At 55.7% G+C, this 17,470-nt stretch carries 16 protein-coding genes and 1 pseudogene; 16 read left to right on the plus strand and 1 reads right to left on the minus strand.

Annotated features, from left to right (window positions below; all coding sequences use genetic code 11):
* The first annotated feature begins 271 nt into the window (after positions 1–271).
* From FOI68_RS14765 to FOI68_RS24370, 14 genes and pseudogenes are all read left to right on the plus strand, one after another.
* Positions 272–1,270, plus strand: coding sequence for a Gfo/Idh/MocA family protein (locus FOI68_RS14765; protein ID WP_143863624.1), 999 nt, complete (start codon positions 272–274; stop codon positions 1,268–1,270).
* A 37-nt stretch (positions 1,271–1,307) separates the two neighbouring features.
* A complete protein-coding gene (locus tag FOI68_RS14770; RefSeq protein ID WP_143863625.1) occupies positions 1,308–2,510 on the plus strand; it encodes a Gfo/Idh/MocA family protein in 1,203 nt (400 codons plus the stop codon).
* Between the two features lie 63 nt (positions 2,511–2,573).
* Positions 2,574–3,590: a Gfo/Idh/MocA family oxidoreductase gene (locus FOI68_RS14775; protein ID WP_143863626.1), complete on the plus strand. Its 1,017-nt coding sequence runs from the start codon at positions 2,574–2,576 to the stop codon at positions 3,588–3,590.
* An 84-nt stretch (positions 3,591–3,674) separates the two neighbouring features.
* Positions 3,675–4,649 (plus strand): sugar ABC transporter substrate-binding protein, encoded by a 975-nt coding sequence (locus FOI68_RS14780; protein WP_143863627.1) that lies wholly within the window; start codon positions 3,675–3,677, stop codon positions 4,647–4,649.
* 15 nt (positions 4,650–4,664) lie between these two features.
* Positions 4,665–6,170 carry a sugar ABC transporter ATP-binding protein gene (locus FOI68_RS14785; RefSeq protein WP_035295354.1) on the plus strand — a complete coding sequence of 502 codons (1,506 nt, stop codon included), beginning with the start codon at positions 4,665–4,667 and terminating at the stop codon, positions 6,168–6,170.
* Positions 6,171–6,191: 21 nt separating this feature from the next.
* Entirely contained in the window at positions 6,192–7,202 is a 1,011-nt protein-coding gene (locus FOI68_RS14790) for an ABC transporter permease (protein WP_483296171.1), read from the plus strand.
* 20 nt (positions 7,203–7,222) lie between these two features.
* On the plus strand, positions 7,223–8,059 hold the full coding sequence (locus FOI68_RS14795; protein WP_143863629.1) for a sugar phosphate isomerase/epimerase family protein: 837 nt from the start codon (positions 7,223–7,225) through the stop codon (positions 8,057–8,059).
* A 48-nt stretch (positions 8,060–8,107) separates the two neighbouring features.
* On the plus strand, positions 8,108–10,042 hold the full coding sequence (gene iolD / locus FOI68_RS14800) for a 3D-(3,5/4)-trihydroxycyclohexane-1,2-dione acylhydrolase (decyclizing) (protein WP_143863630.1): 1,935 nt from the start codon (positions 8,108–8,110) through the stop codon (positions 10,040–10,042).
* Positions 10,043–10,063: 21 nt separating this feature from the next.
* Positions 10,064–10,942, plus strand: a pseudogene (gene iolE / locus FOI68_RS14805) (myo-inosose-2 dehydratase); the annotation flags it as partial.
* Between the two features lie 60 nt (positions 10,943–11,002).
* Positions 11,003–11,821, plus strand: coding sequence for a 5-deoxy-glucuronate isomerase (gene iolB / locus FOI68_RS14810; RefSeq protein WP_143863690.1), 819 nt, complete (start codon positions 11,003–11,005; stop codon positions 11,819–11,821).
* A gap of 25 nt (positions 11,822–11,846) precedes the next feature.
* Positions 11,847–12,851 (plus strand): 5-dehydro-2-deoxygluconokinase, encoded by a 1,005-nt coding sequence (gene iolC, locus FOI68_RS14815; RefSeq protein ID WP_143863631.1) that lies wholly within the window; start codon positions 11,847–11,849, stop codon positions 12,849–12,851.
* Positions 12,852–12,854: 3 nt separating this feature from the next.
* A complete protein-coding gene (locus FOI68_RS14820; RefSeq protein ID WP_143863632.1) occupies positions 12,855–13,331 on the plus strand; it encodes a class II fructose-bisphosphate aldolase in 477 nt (158 codons plus the stop codon).
* Positions 13,332–13,369: 38 nt separating this feature from the next.
* Positions 13,370–13,897, plus strand: a complete 528-nt coding sequence (locus FOI68_RS14825; protein WP_483296172.1) for an MFS transporter — start codon at positions 13,370–13,372, stop codon at positions 13,895–13,897.
* Positions 13,872–14,117 carry an MFS transporter gene (locus tag FOI68_RS24370; RefSeq protein ID WP_483296173.1) on the plus strand — a complete coding sequence of 82 codons (246 nt, stop codon included), beginning with the start codon at positions 13,872–13,874 and terminating at the stop codon, positions 14,115–14,117. The genes FOI68_RS14825 and FOI68_RS24370 overlap by 26 nt, the downstream gene beginning before the upstream one ends.
* A 46-nt stretch (positions 14,118–14,163) precedes the next feature.
* On the opposite strand, the gene FOI68_RS14830 is transcribed toward FOI68_RS24370, so the two are convergent.
* Positions 14,164–14,943: an IclR family transcriptional regulator gene (locus FOI68_RS14830; protein ID WP_143863633.1), complete on the minus strand. Its 780-nt coding sequence runs from the start codon at positions 14,941–14,943 to the stop codon at positions 14,164–14,166.
* Between the two features lie 208 nt (positions 14,944–15,151).
* Between FOI68_RS14830 and FOI68_RS14835 the strand changes: the two genes are divergently transcribed.
* Together FOI68_RS14835 and FOI68_RS14840 are read left to right on the plus strand one after the other, a co-directional pair.
* Positions 15,152–15,952 carry a DODA-type extradiol aromatic ring-opening family dioxygenase gene (locus FOI68_RS14835; protein ID WP_029099859.1) on the plus strand — a complete coding sequence of 267 codons (801 nt, stop codon included), beginning with the start codon at positions 15,152–15,154 and terminating at the stop codon, positions 15,950–15,952.
* Positions 15,953–15,997: 45 nt separating this feature from the next.
* Positions 15,998–17,470 carry an aldehyde dehydrogenase gene (locus FOI68_RS14840; RefSeq protein ID WP_044897853.1) on the plus strand — a complete coding sequence of 491 codons (1,473 nt, stop codon included), beginning with the start codon at positions 15,998–16,000 and terminating at the stop codon, positions 17,468–17,470.

Below are 17,470 nucleotides of genomic sequence, written 5' to 3' on the forward strand. Positions count from 1 at the left end.
TCATTCAATTTTTTATTTTCTAAAAAATATGTTGCAAGGCGCGGGCGGAGGATGTAAAATGAAGACAAATTAGAGAAAGCGCTTGCGCAACCCGCAGCCCGGAGTGTCCTGCAGCCATGAGCGCGGTGACATCGCGGCATGATCCATCCGGTCAATCAGTTTCGATCGAGGAGAAAAAACGAGCAGGATGCGATTTGTCATGGAAAAAGTGTAAGCGCTTTCTGGTTTGGTGAAATACGGGATATGTGTGGAGAGAAGGGAGACATGCTGCATGGCACTGGTGAAGGTTGGCATTTTGGGAGCGGGCGGGATTGCCAAGGTACATGCCTCGATCCTGAAGCGAGATGAACGGGTGGAGATTGTGGGCGTGGCCGACATCTTGGAAGAACGGGCGATGGCCCTGGCGGCTGAGGCGGGGAGGGCGAAAGCGGTCGGAAGCCTGGAAGAGCTGTTTGATCTTGGCGTCGACGCGGTGTATGTCACCACCCCCAATACGCTGCACGTGGAGCCGGTACTTGCGTGTTTGAAACAGAACATCCACGTGTTCTCCGAAAAACCGATGGCCACGTCGTTGGCGGAGGCGGAACAAATCAGAGAGGCGGCGGCATCGTCGAAAGCGGTGTACAATCTGGGGATGAATCGCCGGTATGCGTCCGTGTACAAACGCGTGAAGGAGTGGATTGGCTCCGGCGAAGTCACCCCGTACCTGGCGCATCTCAAAATGAACCGGGGAGAACTGCTGCATCCCGCCTGGACCGCCGACCCGAAGGTTACCGGCGGGTTCCTGTACGAAACGCCTTTTCACCTCATGGACTTGAGCCGTTATTTATTCGGAGAAGTCCAATCGGTCACCTGCGAGGGAAGACAGCATATCTCCGCGTCGGAAATGGACACGTTTGCCATCCTGCTGACGTTTGAATCGGGAACGGTCGCCACGTTTGTCACGTACGCCCACGCCGGTTGGAGCTTTCCGTTCGAGAGCCTGGAGGTGTACGGAACATACGCGACCGTCGCCACACAGGAATTGGAGAAGGTGATGTACGCCCCTGGCTTGAAACAGCCGGCACACGTCCACGACTACTTCCAACTGCCGATGGAGGAGAAGTGGGGGTATGTGGAGGAAGATCGGCTGTTCATTGACGCGATTGTCCATGGGACGAAGCCGCCCGTGACAGCGGAAGACGGATTCCGTTCGATTCAACTGCTGGAAGCCGTGTATGAAAGCGCCAAAACGGGCAAGCGCATCGATTTTCGCCAAGCGGCACGTTAACCATGACCGGGGATCGGGAAGGGAGTGGCGGAAGGCTGTGAACAAGAAGCAGGTTCGGGTCGGAATGGTTGGGTACAAGTTCATGGGCAAAGCCCACAGTCATGCGTTTCGGGATCTTCCGTTCTACTTCGATACGGAGGCGGTTCCGGTCCTGCAGGCAATCGCCGGGCGCGATGCAGCGGGGGTCCGAGAGGCGGCGGAAAAGATGGGCTGGGCCTCCTGGGAAACGGATTGGCGCCGTCTGATCGAACGGGACGATATTGATCTGATCGACATCGTCACCCCCAACAACACGCATGCGGAAATTGCGATAGCGGCGGCGCAGGCGGGCAAGCATGTGATCTGCGAAAAGCCGCTGGCGCTAACCGTCGGGCAGGCCCTGCACATGCTGGAAGCGGTCAAGAAAGCCGGTGTCGTCCACATGATCTGCCACAATTATCGGTTCGCGCCGGCTGTGCAGTTTGCAAAAAAACTGATCGCGGACGGCCGGTTGGGCAGGATTTACCACATCCGCGCGACATTCCTGCAGGATTGGCTGATGGACCCCGATTTTCCGCTGACCTGGCGGCTTCGCAAGGAAGTGTCCGGGTCCGGCACCCTCGGTGATCTCGGTGCCCATCTCATCGACTTGGCGCGCTTCCTGGTCGGCGAATTCAGCGAAGTGGCCGGCATGATGGAAACATTCGTGAAGCAGCGCCCTCTCGGCGACATGGACATTCACTTGAAGGGGCGCGCGGACAGCGGCCAACGGGAGGACGTAACCGTTGACGATGCGTCCGCCTTTTTGGCCCGCTTTGAAAACGGCGCGTTGGGCGTGTTCGAAGCCACCCGTTTCAGCAGAGGGAACCGCGCGGGAAACCGGTTTGAAATCAATGGGGAAAAAGGCTCGATTCGCTGGGACATGGAGAATCTGAACCACCTGCAGGTGTATCTGGAAGAGGACGAACCCGGCTTGCAGGGATTCCGCACCATTTCCTGCACGGAGGTGGAGCATCCGTTTGCGGCAGCGTACTGGCCTGCCGGTCACATCATCGGGTATGAGCACACGTTTATCAACTTGTTGGCAGAAATGATGAACGGCATTTCCACAGGAGTCAGTCCGTCTCCCAACTTCGAAGACGGCGTACGCAACCAGATCGTGCTGGAGGCGGTTGAACAATCCGTCCAAACCGGACAATGGGTTAAAGTGTCTGAATATACAGGTAATTTACCGGGTTTCAAGGAACAAAGCATGCGCTGAAAAACGGCATACCCGAAAGAAAGCGCTTACTCCACTACTCCACACGGAAAGGTGCGTGATTCCATGACGATTCGCTGTGCGGTTCTGGGGTTGGGCCGCCTGGGTTATCACCATGCGAAAAATATCGCCGCCCATCAAGTGAGCGGGGCCCAACTGGTGAGTGTTGCCGACCCGATGGAGGGACGGGCGGAACAGGTTGCAAGAGAATTGGGCCTGGAAACATGGACGAAGAATCCGGATGAGGTATTCGAGGATCCCGATGTCGATGCGGTCATTATCGTGACGCCGACCAGCACCCATGCCGACATGATCAAACAGGCGGCGAAACACGGCAAGCCCATGTTTGTGGAAAAGCCGCTCACGCAGCATATCGAAGAGGCGGACGAGATCATCCAAACCATCAAGGAGAGTGGGGTGATCTGCCAGGTGGGCTTTATGAGACGGTTCGACCCGGCCTACGCCGAGGCAAAACGAAGGATAGACGCAGGGGATATTGGAAAACCCCTCTACTTCAAGGGGATTACCCGTGACGCCGGTTCACCTCCCGCCGCGTTTATCAAGCACAGCGGGCGGATGTTTCTGGATGTATCGATTCATGATTATGACATGGCGCGATATCTGATGGGAGCGGAAATCAGCGCGGTTTCCGCACACGGGAGAGTGCTTCTTCATCCGTTCATGAAAGAATTCGACGATGTGGATCAGGCGATCACGTATGTCGAATTTGACTCCGGTGCAGCGGGGGATATCGAGGCCAGCCGAAACTCGCCCTACGGTCACGACATCCGGACGGAAATTATTGGAACGGAAGGATCGCTGTTTATTGGAACTCTTCGCAACCAGCATGTGACGTACCTGAACCACAAGGGAAGCCACTACGAGATCATCCCCGATTTCCAGACCCGCTTTCACGATGCCTACCGATTGGAACTGGTTCATTTCATCCACTGTGTCCAACACAAGCAAACGCCATGCGTTACGGAAGCAGACGGCAGACGCAATTTGCAAATCGCCATCGCCGCCACCGAATCATTTGACAGCGGGAAAAAAGTCAAGATAGAGGGGGGAAGTCCGGGATAAACGAGCGGATCGGGTTTTCCTGTCAGTGAAGGAAATTGGCGTGCAAACAGGCAGGGTCACCTGCAAATAAGGAGGGGTCCATTCATGAGGAAACAAAAGAAGGGTGCATGGTGGATGATGGTATGCCTTGTGACTGTCTTGGTTGTGGGGTGCGGCGCCAAGCAGGAGACAGCGCAGCAGGGAACCTCTGGAAAGAAGGACAAGATTGTGATCGGCGCAGCGCTTCCCGACTTTGATGACAAGTGGTTGAGCTACCTGCAGGATGGAATGAAACAGTATGAAAAAACGCAGGAAAATGTGGAAGTCATTTACGTGGATGCGATGAATGACGCCAGCAAGCAGCTCTCCCAGGTGGAGAACTTCATCCAGCAGAAAGTGGATGCGATCGTGCTGATCCCCGTCGACACCACCTCCGCGCCCAATCTGGTCGAAAAAGCAAACCAGGCCAATCTGCCGATCGTGGTCGTGAACCGACAATACGACGGGGTGGAAGCAGCTACCGCCTACGTGGGGTCCGAGTCCATCAAGGCTGGTCTCATGGAAATGGAGGAAGTGGCAAAACTGCTTGGCGGAAAAGGGAACATCGCGATCATGAATGGCCAGATGGGTCATGAGGCGCAAATCAAGCGAACGGAAGGGAACAAGCAGGTCATTGAAAAGTATCCGGACATGAAGGTGGTCTTGGAAGGAACGGGAGAATGGGATCGGGCGAAAGGCATGGCCTTGATGGAAAACTGGCTCCAGTCCGGAAAGAAAATTGATGCCGTCGTGTCCAACAATGATGAGATGGCGATCGGAGCGATCATGGCGCTCGAAGCGGCAGGAAAACTGAAAGACGTTGTCGTGGCGGGCGTCGATGCCACACCGGATGCGTTGGAATACGTAAAAGCCGGAAAATTGCAGGTGACCGTTTTTCAAAATGCGACCGGGCAGGGACAAGGCGGACTGGAAGTGGCGATCAAAGCCGCGAAAGGCGAAAAGGTGGAAAAGTTCAACTGGATTCCGTACGAACTGGTAACCAAAGCGAACGTGGACGAGTACGTGAAAAAATGGCAGTAAAGCGGGGGAGGCGTCATGCATAGCAAGTACATCCTGGAAATGGAGAATATTTCAAAAGAATTTCCGGGAGTAAAAGCTCTGGACCGCGTACAGCTCAAGGTGAGGAAAGGGACTGTACACGCCTTGCTGGGGGAGAACGGCGCGGGCAAATCAACGCTGATGAAAATACTGATCGGGATGTACAGCCCGGACAGCGGGGTCATTACCTTCGACGGGGAAGAGCTGAAGCTGTCCCACGTAAAACACGCGCTCGACAAAGGGATCTCGATGATTCACCAAGAGCTCAGCCCGATCCCCTACATGACGGTCGCCGAAAACATTTTTTTGGGAAGAGAGCCCAGTTACGGTTTTACGGGGTGGGTGAAAGAAAGGGAGCTGGAGGAAAACACGAGAAGGCTGTTTGAGCGGCTGGAGATTGACATCGACCCGCGAGCAAAGATGGTTGACCTCAGCATTGCCCATACGCAAATGGTCGAGATCGCCAAGGCGATTTCCCGCCAATCCAAGCTCATCATCATGGACGAACCGACCTCCGCGATCACCGAAAAAGAAGTCCAACATCTCTTTGCCATCATTCGATCGCTGAAAAAAGAGGGCGTGTCCATCATTTACATTACGCACAAAATGGAAGAACTGGCGCAAATCACGGACGAGATTACGGTATTGCGCGATGGAAAGTACGTGGGCACAAAACCGAGTGATCGCATCACCAAAGATCACTTGATCGAAATGATGGTCGGACGGGAACTGCATCACGTGTTTCAGAAAAAGCGTGCGGAAATCGGAGACGTTGTGCTGGCAGTCAACCATCTGACCAGAAAGGGGAAATTCGAGGACGTCAGTTTTGAAGTTCGCCGAGGAGAGGTTGTCGGCTTTGCGGGGTTGATGGGTTCCGGCCGAACGGAGGTAATGGAAAGCGTATTCGGGATTGTTCCTCCCGATTCGGGTGACATTGTGGTGAAAGGCGAGAAAACGGTGATTCGTTCGCCGCGCGATGCGATTCGGTGCGGGATGGGATTTTTGACAGAGGATAGAAAGGGAACGGGCTTGTTCCTCCCGCTCTCGGTGCAGGACAACATGATTGCCGTGAACATCGACCGCTACACAACCTGCGGATTTCTCGATACCAGGCGGATCCAGGCCGATTGTCGGCAGCAGTGTGATCAACTGGCCATCAAGACGCCGGGCCTGCATCAAACGATCAAGTATCTGAGCGGCGGAAATCAGCAAAAAGCGCTGCTTGCCCGGTGGCTGCTTCACGATCCCGACATCTTGATCCTGGATGAGCCGACACGCGGGATTGATGTGGGGGCCAAATCTGAAATCTACCAACTGATTGCGGATCTGGCCAAAAAAGGCAAAGCCATCGTGGTGATTTCCTCCGAGCTTCCGGAAATTTTGGGCGTGAGCGACCGGGTCATCGTGATGCACGAAGGACGAAAAATGGGGGAATTGCGCCGAGAGGAGGCGACCCAGGAAAAAATCATGCAGTTGGCGACCGGAGAACTGATCGCCAGCTAGATTCATACAAGTCTGGGGGACGTGCGGATGAACAGTGAAGTGACGATCGCAAACAAACCAAAAAAGTCCGAAGCAGCCGGGAAACGCCACTGGAAAGAAACGGCCTTCCGCATCTTCGGGCGATACGGGATGCTTTTCATTCTGATCGCGTTGATCCTGGTGATGTCGATTCTGTCGCCCACCTTCTTTACGTCCGGCAATTTGCTGAATATCGTGAGGCAGATGTCGATCGTCGGCATTGTGGCGATCGGCGTCACGATGGTCATTATCACCACGGGGATCGACCTTTCATCCGGTTCGGTGATTGCTCTTGTGTCCGTGGCAGTCGCCACCTTCGCGCATCCGGACAGCTATCCGCTCGTGGTTCCGATCGCCATCGGACTGGGAATCGGGCTTCTTGCGGGAGTCATCAACGGAACGATTATTGCCAAAGGCAATATTGCGCCGTTTATCGTCACTCTGGGGATGATGACCGGGGCGAGAGGGGCGGCGCTGCTTTTCAGTGACGGAAGGCCGATCGGGAATCTATCGGATTCCTTCAAGTTCATCGGCCAAGGGGCTGTTTTCGGGATACCGGTTCCCATCCTCATTTTTGCGCTGGTCGGTCTGGTTTCCTATCTCCTGCTCACCAAAACCAAATTCGGCAAATACGTCTATGCGATGGGCGGGAATGAACAGGCGGCGAAGATCGCGGGGATCCCGGTCGACAGGTATAAAATCATGATTTACGCGTACGCCGGTTTGCTGTCTTCGATCGCGGGGATCATCCTGACGTCCCGGATCGCGTCCGGTCAGCCGACGGCAGGCGTCATGTATGAACTGGACGCGATCGCCGCAGCGGTGATTGGCGGTACCAGCCTTTCCGGCGGGATCGGAACGATTGGCGGCACCATTATCGGGGCGCTCATCATCGGCGTGATGAACAACGGTCTCGACCTGCTCAACGTATCCTCGTACTGGCAGCAGATCTTGAAGGGCGCGATCATTGTCACGGCTGTCTTTCTCGATGCCCGGAAAAACAAAAAATCCTGAAACGGAACCGGGGAGGATGTATGAAAGTAGCGTTTAACCAGGCGACGACCATGAAATACTCGACGCTTCAAAACGATCTGGAGCTGTGTGAAACGTACGGGTATGACTACATTGAAATCAGGCTGGATAAGCTAAGGGACTATTTGCGGGAACATGCGGCAGAAGATTTGAAATCCTTCTTCGACACGCACAGAATCAAGCCCTACGCCTTTAATGCCTTGGAGTTTGTCACGTTCAGAGACAAGGCCGGGTATCAACAAATCATCGATGACTTGCAATTCCTGTGTCAAATGGGCGAAACCCTCGCCTGCAGCACCATTGTCGTTGTTCCCACCTTTGACATTGGAGACTATACCCGCTCACAGATTAAGGAGGAAACCGCGAGAGTCCTGCATGAGCTGGCAGAGCTGGCCCAACCGTACGGCGCCAGATTAGCCCTGGAGTTTTGCGGATATCCGAACTGTTCCGTCAATACGTTTGATCAAGCGTATGACATTGTAAAAGAAGTGAACAGAGACAATGTGGGAATCGTGCTGGATTGCTTTCACTTCCACGCGATGAACTCCCGCATACAGGACCTGCAAAACGCAGACCCGACGAAATTGTTTGTGGTTCATATCGATGACTGTGAAGATCTGCCTGTTGGCGCATTGCGGGATCATCACAGGGTATGGCCGGGAGAAGGCGCCATCGATCTGGAATCCATCCTCAGTACCTTGCGAGAGATCGGCTATCGGGACATGGTGTCGATCGAACTGTTTCGCCCGGAATACTGGGAATGGGATGTGGAGAGAACGATCCGAGTGGCGAAAGAAACGACGGAAAACATCGTGCGCAAATACTTCGAAATCGGATGAGTTCCGGCAGAATGCGCAACACCAGAGTAAAGGTGGGACACGAACGGGATGAAGACGAGGAGAGTGACAACGGCGCAAGCGTTGGTAGCCTTTTTGCAGCAGCAGTATGTCGAATGGGACGGCAGGCAGGAGCGGTTGGTAAAGGGGATCTTCACCATTTTTGGCCACGGGAATGTACTGGGTCTTGGCCAGGCGCTGGAAGAAGATGCGGGAGAGCTGGAAGTGTACCAGGGACGAAATGAGCAGGGCATGGCACACGCCGCGGTGGCGTTCGCCAAGCAAAAGCACCGCCGGCAAATCATGGCATGCACGTCGTCCGTTGGTCCCGGAGCGGCCAACATGATTACAGCCGCTGCGACGGCTACCGCCAATCAGATACCGGTCTTGCTTTTGCCGGGCGATACGTTTGCCACCAGGCAGCCGGACCCCGTTCTGCAGCAGATTGAACACGGCCATGACTTGACCCTCACCACCAATGACGCCTTCCGCGCTGTCAGCAAATACTGGGATCGGGTAAACCGGCCGGAACAATTGATGACCGCCATGATCAACGCCATGCGCGTGCTCACCGATCCGGCCGATACAGGGGCCGTAACCATTTGCCTCCCCCAGGATGTACAGGGAGAAGTCTATGACTTTCCCGAGTATTTTTTCCAAAAGCGCGTCCATCGGATTGACCGCCGCGTTCCGAGCGAATCGGCGCTGAACGATGCGGTGGACCTGCTGCGAAACAAGAAAAAGCCGATCATCATCTGCGGCGGAGGGGTTCGTTACGCCGACGCGGCTGATGCGCTGCGGCGCTTTTCCGAGAAGTTTCACATCCCGTACGGGGAGACCCAGGCCGGGAAAAGTGCGGTGGACAGCGGTCATGCGTACAATCTGGGAGGCATTGGCGTGACCGGAAACCTGGCGGCCAATCTGATCGCCAAAGAGGCGGATGTGATAATCGGGATCGGCACCAGGTTTACCGACTTTACAACGGGCTCCAAGCGCTTGTTTCAGCATCCGGAAGTGGATGTGGTCACCATCAACGTTTCCGATTATCACGCGAGCAAGCTGGACGCGGTGAAAATCGTGGCTGACGCCAAATTGGCCCTCCTTGCGCTGGAAACAGAGCTGGAAAAGATCGGATACCGATCCGGGTACACGGATGAGATCGAAAAGGCCAAACAGGCGTGGAAAGTCGAGCGGGACCGCCTGCGCCGCGTTCAGTACCGGAAGGAAGGGTTCAAGCCGGAAGTGGCCGGCCAGCTTGATGAGGTGCTGCCCGAATTTGCGGACACCTTTCAATCCTGCCTCACGCAAACCGAAGTGATCGGCCTGGTGAACGCCCTGATTGAGGAGGACGCGATTATCGTCGGGGCCTCGGGAAGCCTCCCCGGCGATCTGCAGCGAATGTGGGAATGCCGCCGGCCGAACACCTACCACATGGAATACGGCTACTCCTGCATGGGGTATGAAATAGCTGGGGCGCTCGGCGTCAAAATCGCGGAACCGGACAAGGAAGTCTATGCCATGGTGGGGGACGGCAGCTACCTGATGCTGCATTCCGAATTGGTGACGAGCATCCAGGAAGGCAAAAAAATCAATGTGCTGCTGTTTGACAACGCCTCGTTCGGGTGCATCAACAACCTGCAAATGGGAAACGGCATGGGCAGCTTCGGAACGGAATTCCGATATCGGAACCCGGAAACCGGCCGCTTGGACGGCGGCCTGATGACCGTTGATTTCGCCCAAAGCGCCGCCGGATACGGCGTGAAAACATACCGGGTTCGGACGACGGATGAACTCCGGGCAGCCATCGCGGACGCGAAACAGCAAACCGTGTCGACCTTGATCGACATCAAGGTGCTGCCGAAGACGATGACCGGCGGGTATGAATCATGGTGGCATGTCGGCATCGCGGGGGCTTCGCACAATCCCAGGGTGAGAGCGGCTTATCGGGAAAAGGAAGAGAACCTGAAACACGCACGACAATACTAATCCAGAACAGGGGTGTATGAGATGAGGCAAACCAATCCCTTCCGGATCGGAATCGCCCCCATCGGCTGGGTCAATGACGATATTCCCGGCCTCGGCGACCACTACACGCAGGATCAGGTCTTGTCCGAAATGTCTGCTCTCGGGTATGTTTCCACCGAAATGGGACGCCTTTTCATGCAGGATCCTTCGACGCTGAAGGCCAAACTGGACGCGTACGGCATACAGCTTGCCAGCAAGTTTGTGGGGACGCTGTTTTCGGACGCCGATCGCCTGGAAGAGGAACTGCAGGCCTTTGGCACATGGGTGCGGTACCTGAAGGAAATGGGCTGCGAGCATGTGATCGCATGCGAGATGGGCGGGTCGATGCATTGGGATCCCCGGCGTTCGCCGGACGATATGGCGATCCACAAACTGACGGAAGACGAATGGGAATCGCTGGTGGAGGGGCTGCATCGGGCGGCCCGGCTGTGCCGGGAACACGGCATGAAGCTCGTCTATCATTACCACGCCGGCACTGTGGTGGAAACGGCGGACGAAATCGATCGGATCATGGAGATGACGGATCCGGCCCTGGTGCATTTGCTGTACGATACCGGGCATGCGCTGTACGGAGGATACGATCCGCTGGAGCTTTTAGAGAACCATGGGGACCGGATCCAATACGTCCATTTGAAAGATGTCCGCCGGGATGTTCTGGAGCACGTCCGGCAGCAGAACATCGATTTTCGCAGTGCGGTGAAGAAGGGAATGTTCACGGTGCCGGGCGATGGATGCATTGACTTTGCGCCGATCATTCAGAAGCTGATGGAAAACAACTACACGGGCTGGCTGATTGTCGAAGCGGAACAGGACCCGGCCGCCGCCCATCCCTACACCTATGCGCAAAGGGCGAAGGACTATCTCGAGGCAACCATCCGGGCAGTCAAAGCGGTGAACCAAGAATTAGGAGGGGGGGAGAAGATGAGCACGTTGATTGTTCCCGGTTCCCGACCGGACGAAGAAGGGAAGGTTCTATGCGTTACTCCGGAATCGGCAGGGTGGAGGTACGTCGGATTCGACGTGTACGCGCTGCCAAAAGGGCAGACCTTGAAAAGGCAAACCGGCGATCAGGAAGTGTGCATCGTTCTGTTGACGGGCATCGCCCATGTCACCACCGGCCGCGCAGCGTGGGAAAGCATCGGCCAGCGCATGAATGTGTTTGAAAAAATCCCGCCTTATTCCGTCTATGTCCCCCCGGGCGATTTCTATGAAGTGGAAGCCGTAACGGATGTTGAACTGGCGGTCTGTCTGGCTCCGGGAAAGGGAACGTACCCCGCCCGCCTGATTCCTCCCGCAGACGTCGGCGTTGAGGAGCGGGGAGCGGGCAACATCGAGAGAAGAATTCACAACATTCTGCCGGAACAACAACCGGCGGACAGCTTGCTGGTGGTCGAAGTGTTCACACCGGAAGGACACTGGTCCAGCTATCCTCCGCACAAGCATGATCAGGACAATCTGCCTCATGAATCCCATCTGGAGGAAACGTATTATTACAAAATCCATCCCGGTCACGGCTTCGCCGTACAGCGCGTGTACACGGACGACCGTTCGCTGGACGAGACGCTGATCGTGCACAGCGGTGATGCGGTATTGGTTCCCAAAGGCTACCACCCCGTTTCCGCCCCGCCCGGCTATGACGTCTACTATTTGAACGTCATGGCGGGACCGGTTCGCACGTGGAAGTTTCGGAACGATCCGGCCCACGAGTGGGTGATGGCAAGCAAACAGGCCGGCCGGTAGGGTTGGAAGGGAAGGGGATGTGACCATGAACAATCTGACGTTTGACAGCCGCAAACCGACCGATTTCATCGCAATCGGCAGGCTGTGCATCGATTTGAATGCCAATGAAATCAACCGCCCGATGGAAGAAACGCTGACCTTCACCAAATATGTGGGCGGCTCCCCGGCCAACATCGCCATCGGCTTGTCCCGGTTGGGAATGAAAACGGGGTTTATCGGACGGGTGGCGGACGATCAGATGGGGCGGTTTATCGTCGGCTACCTGAAACAAAATCAGATTGACACCTCCCAGGTGATCATTGACCAATCGGGCAGCGTAACCGGGCTCGCCTTTACCGAAATCAAGAGCCCGACCGAATGCAGCATCCTGATGTACCGGGATAATGCGGCGGATTTGCGGCTGGAACCGAACGACGTGAACGAAGAGGCGATCAGGAATGCCAAAGCGATCTTGATCTCCGGTACGGCGCTGGCGAAAAGCCCGTCGCGTGAAGCGGTGTTTCTCGCCCTGGACTATGCGAGAAGGCACGGCGTCGTGACGTTTTTTGATCTCGACTACCGTCCGTACACGTGGACCTCTCCGGAAGAAACGGCGATCTACTACAAACTGGCCGCCGAAAAGTGCGACGTCATTTTCGGCACCCTGGAAGAATTCGACAGGATGGAGCGCTTCGATCGCAACGATCGTCACGATGACGCCGTCACGGCGAGAAGGTGGTTTGACTGCCGGGCCAGGATCGTCTTGATCAAACACGGAAAAGACGGTTCCATCGCGTACACCAACGACGGCCAGTGTTTTGCAGGGACGATTTTTCCGGCGAAGGTGGTCAAGACGTTTGGGGCGGGAGACGCCTATGCAGCCGCTGTGATCTACGGGCTGATGCAGGGATGGGACATTCCAAAAGCAATGGAATACGGCGCTGCCGCCGCCGCGATTGTCATTTCCTCCCACAGCTGCTCGGAGGCGATGCCGACGGTGGAGCAGATCGAACGCTATATCCGGAAGTGCCGGAGCGGGGAAGGAGAATGAGGCATGCCTTTGGTTTCCATGAAACAGATGCTGCAGCATGCGCTGGACGAACACTATGCCGTTGGTCATTTCAACCTGAACAACCTGGAATTCACGCAAGCGATCCTGCAGGCTGCGGAAGAGGAGCGATCCCCTGTCATTCTGGCCGTGAGTCCCGGATATCTTTCCCATTTGGGCGGCTTTGCCCGCATGAAAGACATTCAAAAAGCGACGGGGATTCCGCTGGTACTGCATGGCGGCACAGGCATTCCCGTCCCGGATATCCAGACAGCCATCTCCCTGGGGACGGCGAAAATCAACGTGAACACCGAGAATCAGATGGCTTGTACCGAAGCGATTCGCCGTGCCCTGGAAGACGATCCGAAGCTGTACGATCCGCGAATCTATCTGGGGCGGGCAAGAGAGGCAGTCAGGGAGACGGTGAAGCGGAACATGCGCGCATTCGGGTCTTCGGGAAAAGCGGATTGTCACAAGTGGTAAAGCGGATGGCGCAGGATTCACGAGCAAGAGACCGATACATGTTTCGGGCGGTTTCGTTTTTGTTTTGGGTTTCGCATTTTCTCTATGTTCCCATTCTGTCTCCCTACCTGGAATCGTTGGGGGGCACGTATGCGTGGATCGGTCTGGTGTTGAGCAGCTACGGGCTCGCGCAATGTGCATGCCGTGTGCCCTTTGGCATCTTCTCGGATCTTGTGAAGGCAAGGATGCCGTTTATTCGCGTGGGACTGGCAATCGGTACGTGCAGTTGTCTGCTGTTTGCGCTAACGGACAGTCTGGGATGGGTACTGGTATCCCGCTCTCTGGCCGGAGTGGCCGCGGCAACGTGGGTGGCTTTCACCGTCCTGTATTCCAGCTACTTTACAGACCGGGACGTTCATCGCGCAATGAGCAGGATTTCGTTTGTGGTGGTCCTGGCGCAGCTCACCGGTATGTGTGTCAGCGGTTATCTTGTGAATCAATGGGGATGGCATGCGCCGTTCTGGCTGGGCACGATGACTGCTTTTTCCGCCGCTGTTGGCGATGGCGATCGAAACCATTCCCCATGAAAAACGAGCCACGGCGATGGGGATGTATCAGGCGCTGTACGCGATCGGCATGTTCGCCGGACCGTTTTGTGCCGGCGTGCTGAATTCGGCAATGGGGCTGGCAGCGGGATTTTATTTTGCCGGTGCATGGGGACTGGTAGCCGCCGTTCTCGTTGGTTATTGGAAGAAAACAGAGCAGTGGGCAAGACCCTGTCTCGCAGACGTTGGGAAAAACACCTAGTTGGCAAGCTGACGCCGGCACTCGACTGGCGTCGGCTTGTTTCGTTTTACTGCCGTTTATAGTACCCCAATTTTTCCGAGATTTCCTGCCCGGCCTCTTTCACCTTCTTGATCAGAAAAGGAATTTTGGACCGGGTCATCCGCTGTTTCGGACCCACGAGGGTGATGGCGGCGACGACCTGTCCTGTGTAATCCCGGATGGGAGCGGCGATGGAGTGGACGCCTTCCAACAGCTCCTCGTAGCTGGTCGCACAGCCATCTTTTTTGACTTTTTGCAGGTGCTGCAGGAGCAGGGCCGGATCGGTGATGGTGTTGGCCGTGTGTTTGACCAGACCGTTTTCGATGACCTTTTGAATAAAGGGCAGTTCCTTATGGGCCAGCAGCACTTTGCCGGAACTGGTGCAGTACAGCGGATTTCGCCTTCCGACGTGGGTTAAAAAGCGGACGTGGTGATTGCATTCGATTTTCATGATGTAGATCACGTCGCTGCCTTCCAAGATCCCGATATGCGCCGTTTCCCCCACCGTGTCCACCAGTTTGCGAACAACGGGCGAGGATTCGTGATAAACGTCCAGTGTAGACGTGACCACTCCGCTCAGCGCCAACACGGAAAAACCCAGCCGATATTTTTGCGTTTCGGCGTCTTTCACGAGGAATCCTTCGTGGGAAAGGGTTGATACGAGCCGGTGTACCGTGCTTTTTCCCAGCTTGAGAGAAGCGGCCAATTCGGTGATCCCCTGACTGGGTTTGTCAAGGGAATACGAGCGAAGGATGCGAAGGGCATTCGTCAGTGAAGACAGCATTCGTTTTTCGTGGTTCCCTGCCATCGAGAGACCTCCCTCCTGATTTTGCCTCCATTATATCAATATATTTCGAATATTTTGACTTAAAGTGAAAACGCTAGAAAAAAATGTGGGAAAAAATTTGTCCGCGTTCACCATATCAGAACGCGGACGTTTTGTTAGCGGTTTCAGCGAGCTATAGTAGGAATACAATCTCATCCCACACCATTACCGAAAGCAAGGAGTGAGCATGATGCCGCTATCTTTGGGGATGTTGGCCGCTCATGTGCCGCGCATTTGCCATGAGGAGAAGGCTCCCGATTTTCAAAAGGCATTGGTCGAGGGGATGCGCCAGGCAGCCGCTGCGATCCGGGAGGTTCAGGCAGACGTGATTGTGCTGATGTCGTGTCATTTTCCGGCAACTTTCCATCATTACGTGAATGTGGCTCCGCGCCATAAAGGGGTATTGACCGCGGTGGAATGCCCCGATCTGATCGCCAATGTTCCCTACGATTATCCGGGGGACCCGGAGCTGGCAGGCCAGCTTGTCGAAGCGGGCAAAAGCGCCGGGATACCCGTGATCGGATTTCACGACCCGACGTATACCTGGGATTACGGTACCGTTGTCCCGCTGCGGTATCTGGTTCCCCAGGGAGATGTACCCGTTGTCGATCTCTCGGTATGCCTGGCATCCAGTCTGGACGAAAGCCATCTGTGGGGGCAGCAAATCGGGAAGGTCCTGCGGTCGAGCAGCAAACGCGCTGTCTTTGTAAGCAGCGGGGCCTTGTCTCACAATCTGGTCAGAGGGCCGGACAAAATGCCGACCTTGTCGGAACAGGCGATGGACAATCAGTTTATCCAGTATCTCCTCACGGGGGAATACGATCGGGCCCGCGAGATGCTCACCCAATACGCCCGGCTTGCCGGCGTGGAATCGGGCGGGCGCCATTTGGCCGCGCTGCTGGGTGTCCTAGACAGTCGGTACCAGGCCAGATTCCTGGGGTATGCGCAGTCATCGGGAAGCGGGAACGCGGTGATTACCTTTGCATCCTGAATTGCCGGAATCAAAACAATATAAAAACAATTTGGAGGGAAATCGATGTCAACCACTGGTCTGCAGCCAAAAACGAAAGCGATCGACTGCTTGCATTTTATCAACGGTCAATTTGTTCCTTCCGTGAACGGCAGGGTGTTTCCAAATATCAACCCGGCAACGGAAGAGGTGCTGGGCACGGTGGCGGAAGGCGGTCCCGAGGAGATCGATCTCGCCGTGCAGGCGGCCCGGAAAGCCTTGCGCGGCCCCTGGCGCAGCATGACGGCCAATGAACGGGTGGCAGTCCTGCGGCGCATCGGGGATCTCATCCTGGAGAGACAAGAGGAGCTGGCCATTCTGGAATCCCTGGATACGGGAAAACCCTTGTGGCTCTCGAAAAGCGTGGACATCCCGCGTGCCGCCTACAACTTCCACTTTTTCGCCGATTATGTGCGCACGATCGGCACGGAGGCCTCCCAATCGGATGACGTGGCGATCAATTATGCCATTCGCCGTCCCTTGGGCGTGGTGGGACTCATCAATCCGTGGAACCTGCCGCTGCTTTTGCTGACGTGGAAATTGGCTCCCGCCCTGGCTGCGGGTAATACGGTGGTGATGAAGCCGGCAGAGCTGACGCCCATGACGGCCACGGTGCTGGCTGAAATCTGCCGCGACGCGGGAATCCCTGACGGCGTCGTGAACGTCGTGCATGGATTTGGGCCTGATTCCGCCGGTTCCGCGCTGGTGGAACATCCGGATGTAAACGGCATCACCTTTACCGGTGAAACGACAACCGGAAAAATCATCATGCAGGCCGCCGCCAAAACGCTGAAACGCCTTTCCTATGAGTTGGGCGGAAAAAATCCGAATATCATTTTCGCCGATTCCGATTTGGATGAAGTGATCGACACCACGTTGAAATCAAGTTTTGTCAACCAGGGGGAAGTATGCCTGTGCGGCTCGAGAATCTATGTGGAACGCGCCGCCTATCAGGAATTTCTCGATAAATTCGCCGCCAAAACGAAGGAACTGCTGGTGGGTGACCCGTTCCATGAAAAGACGAAGGTGGGGGCGTTGATCAGCGAGGAGCACTATCAGCGCGTTACCCAGTACATCGAGCTGGCCCGGCAGGAAGGAGGCACCATCTTGCTGGGCGGACGCCGTCCGGAAGGATTGGAAAAAGGCTACTACCTGGAACCGACCATCATCACGGGAGTGGATCGAAGCTGCCGGGTGGTGCGGGAGGAAATATTCGGTCCGGTCGTGACCGTTACGCCGTTTGATACCGAGGAAGAAGTCATTGAACAGGCAAACGATACCCACTACGGACTGAGCGCGACGATCTGGACCAACGATTTGCGGCGCGCGCATCGCGTCGCGGGACAGATCGAAGCGGGAATCATCTGGGTGAATACGTGGTTTTTCCGCGATCTGCGCACCCCGTTTGGCGGGATGAAGCAGAGCGGCATCGGGCGGGAAGGCGGCGTTCACAGCTTTGAATTCTACTCGGAGCTGACCAACATTTGCATCAAGCTGTAA

Source organism: Brevibacillus sp. LEMMJ03 (assembly GCF_007197875.1).
GTDB lineage: Bacteria > Bacillota > Bacilli > Brevibacillales > Brevibacillaceae > Brevibacillus > Brevibacillus thermoruber.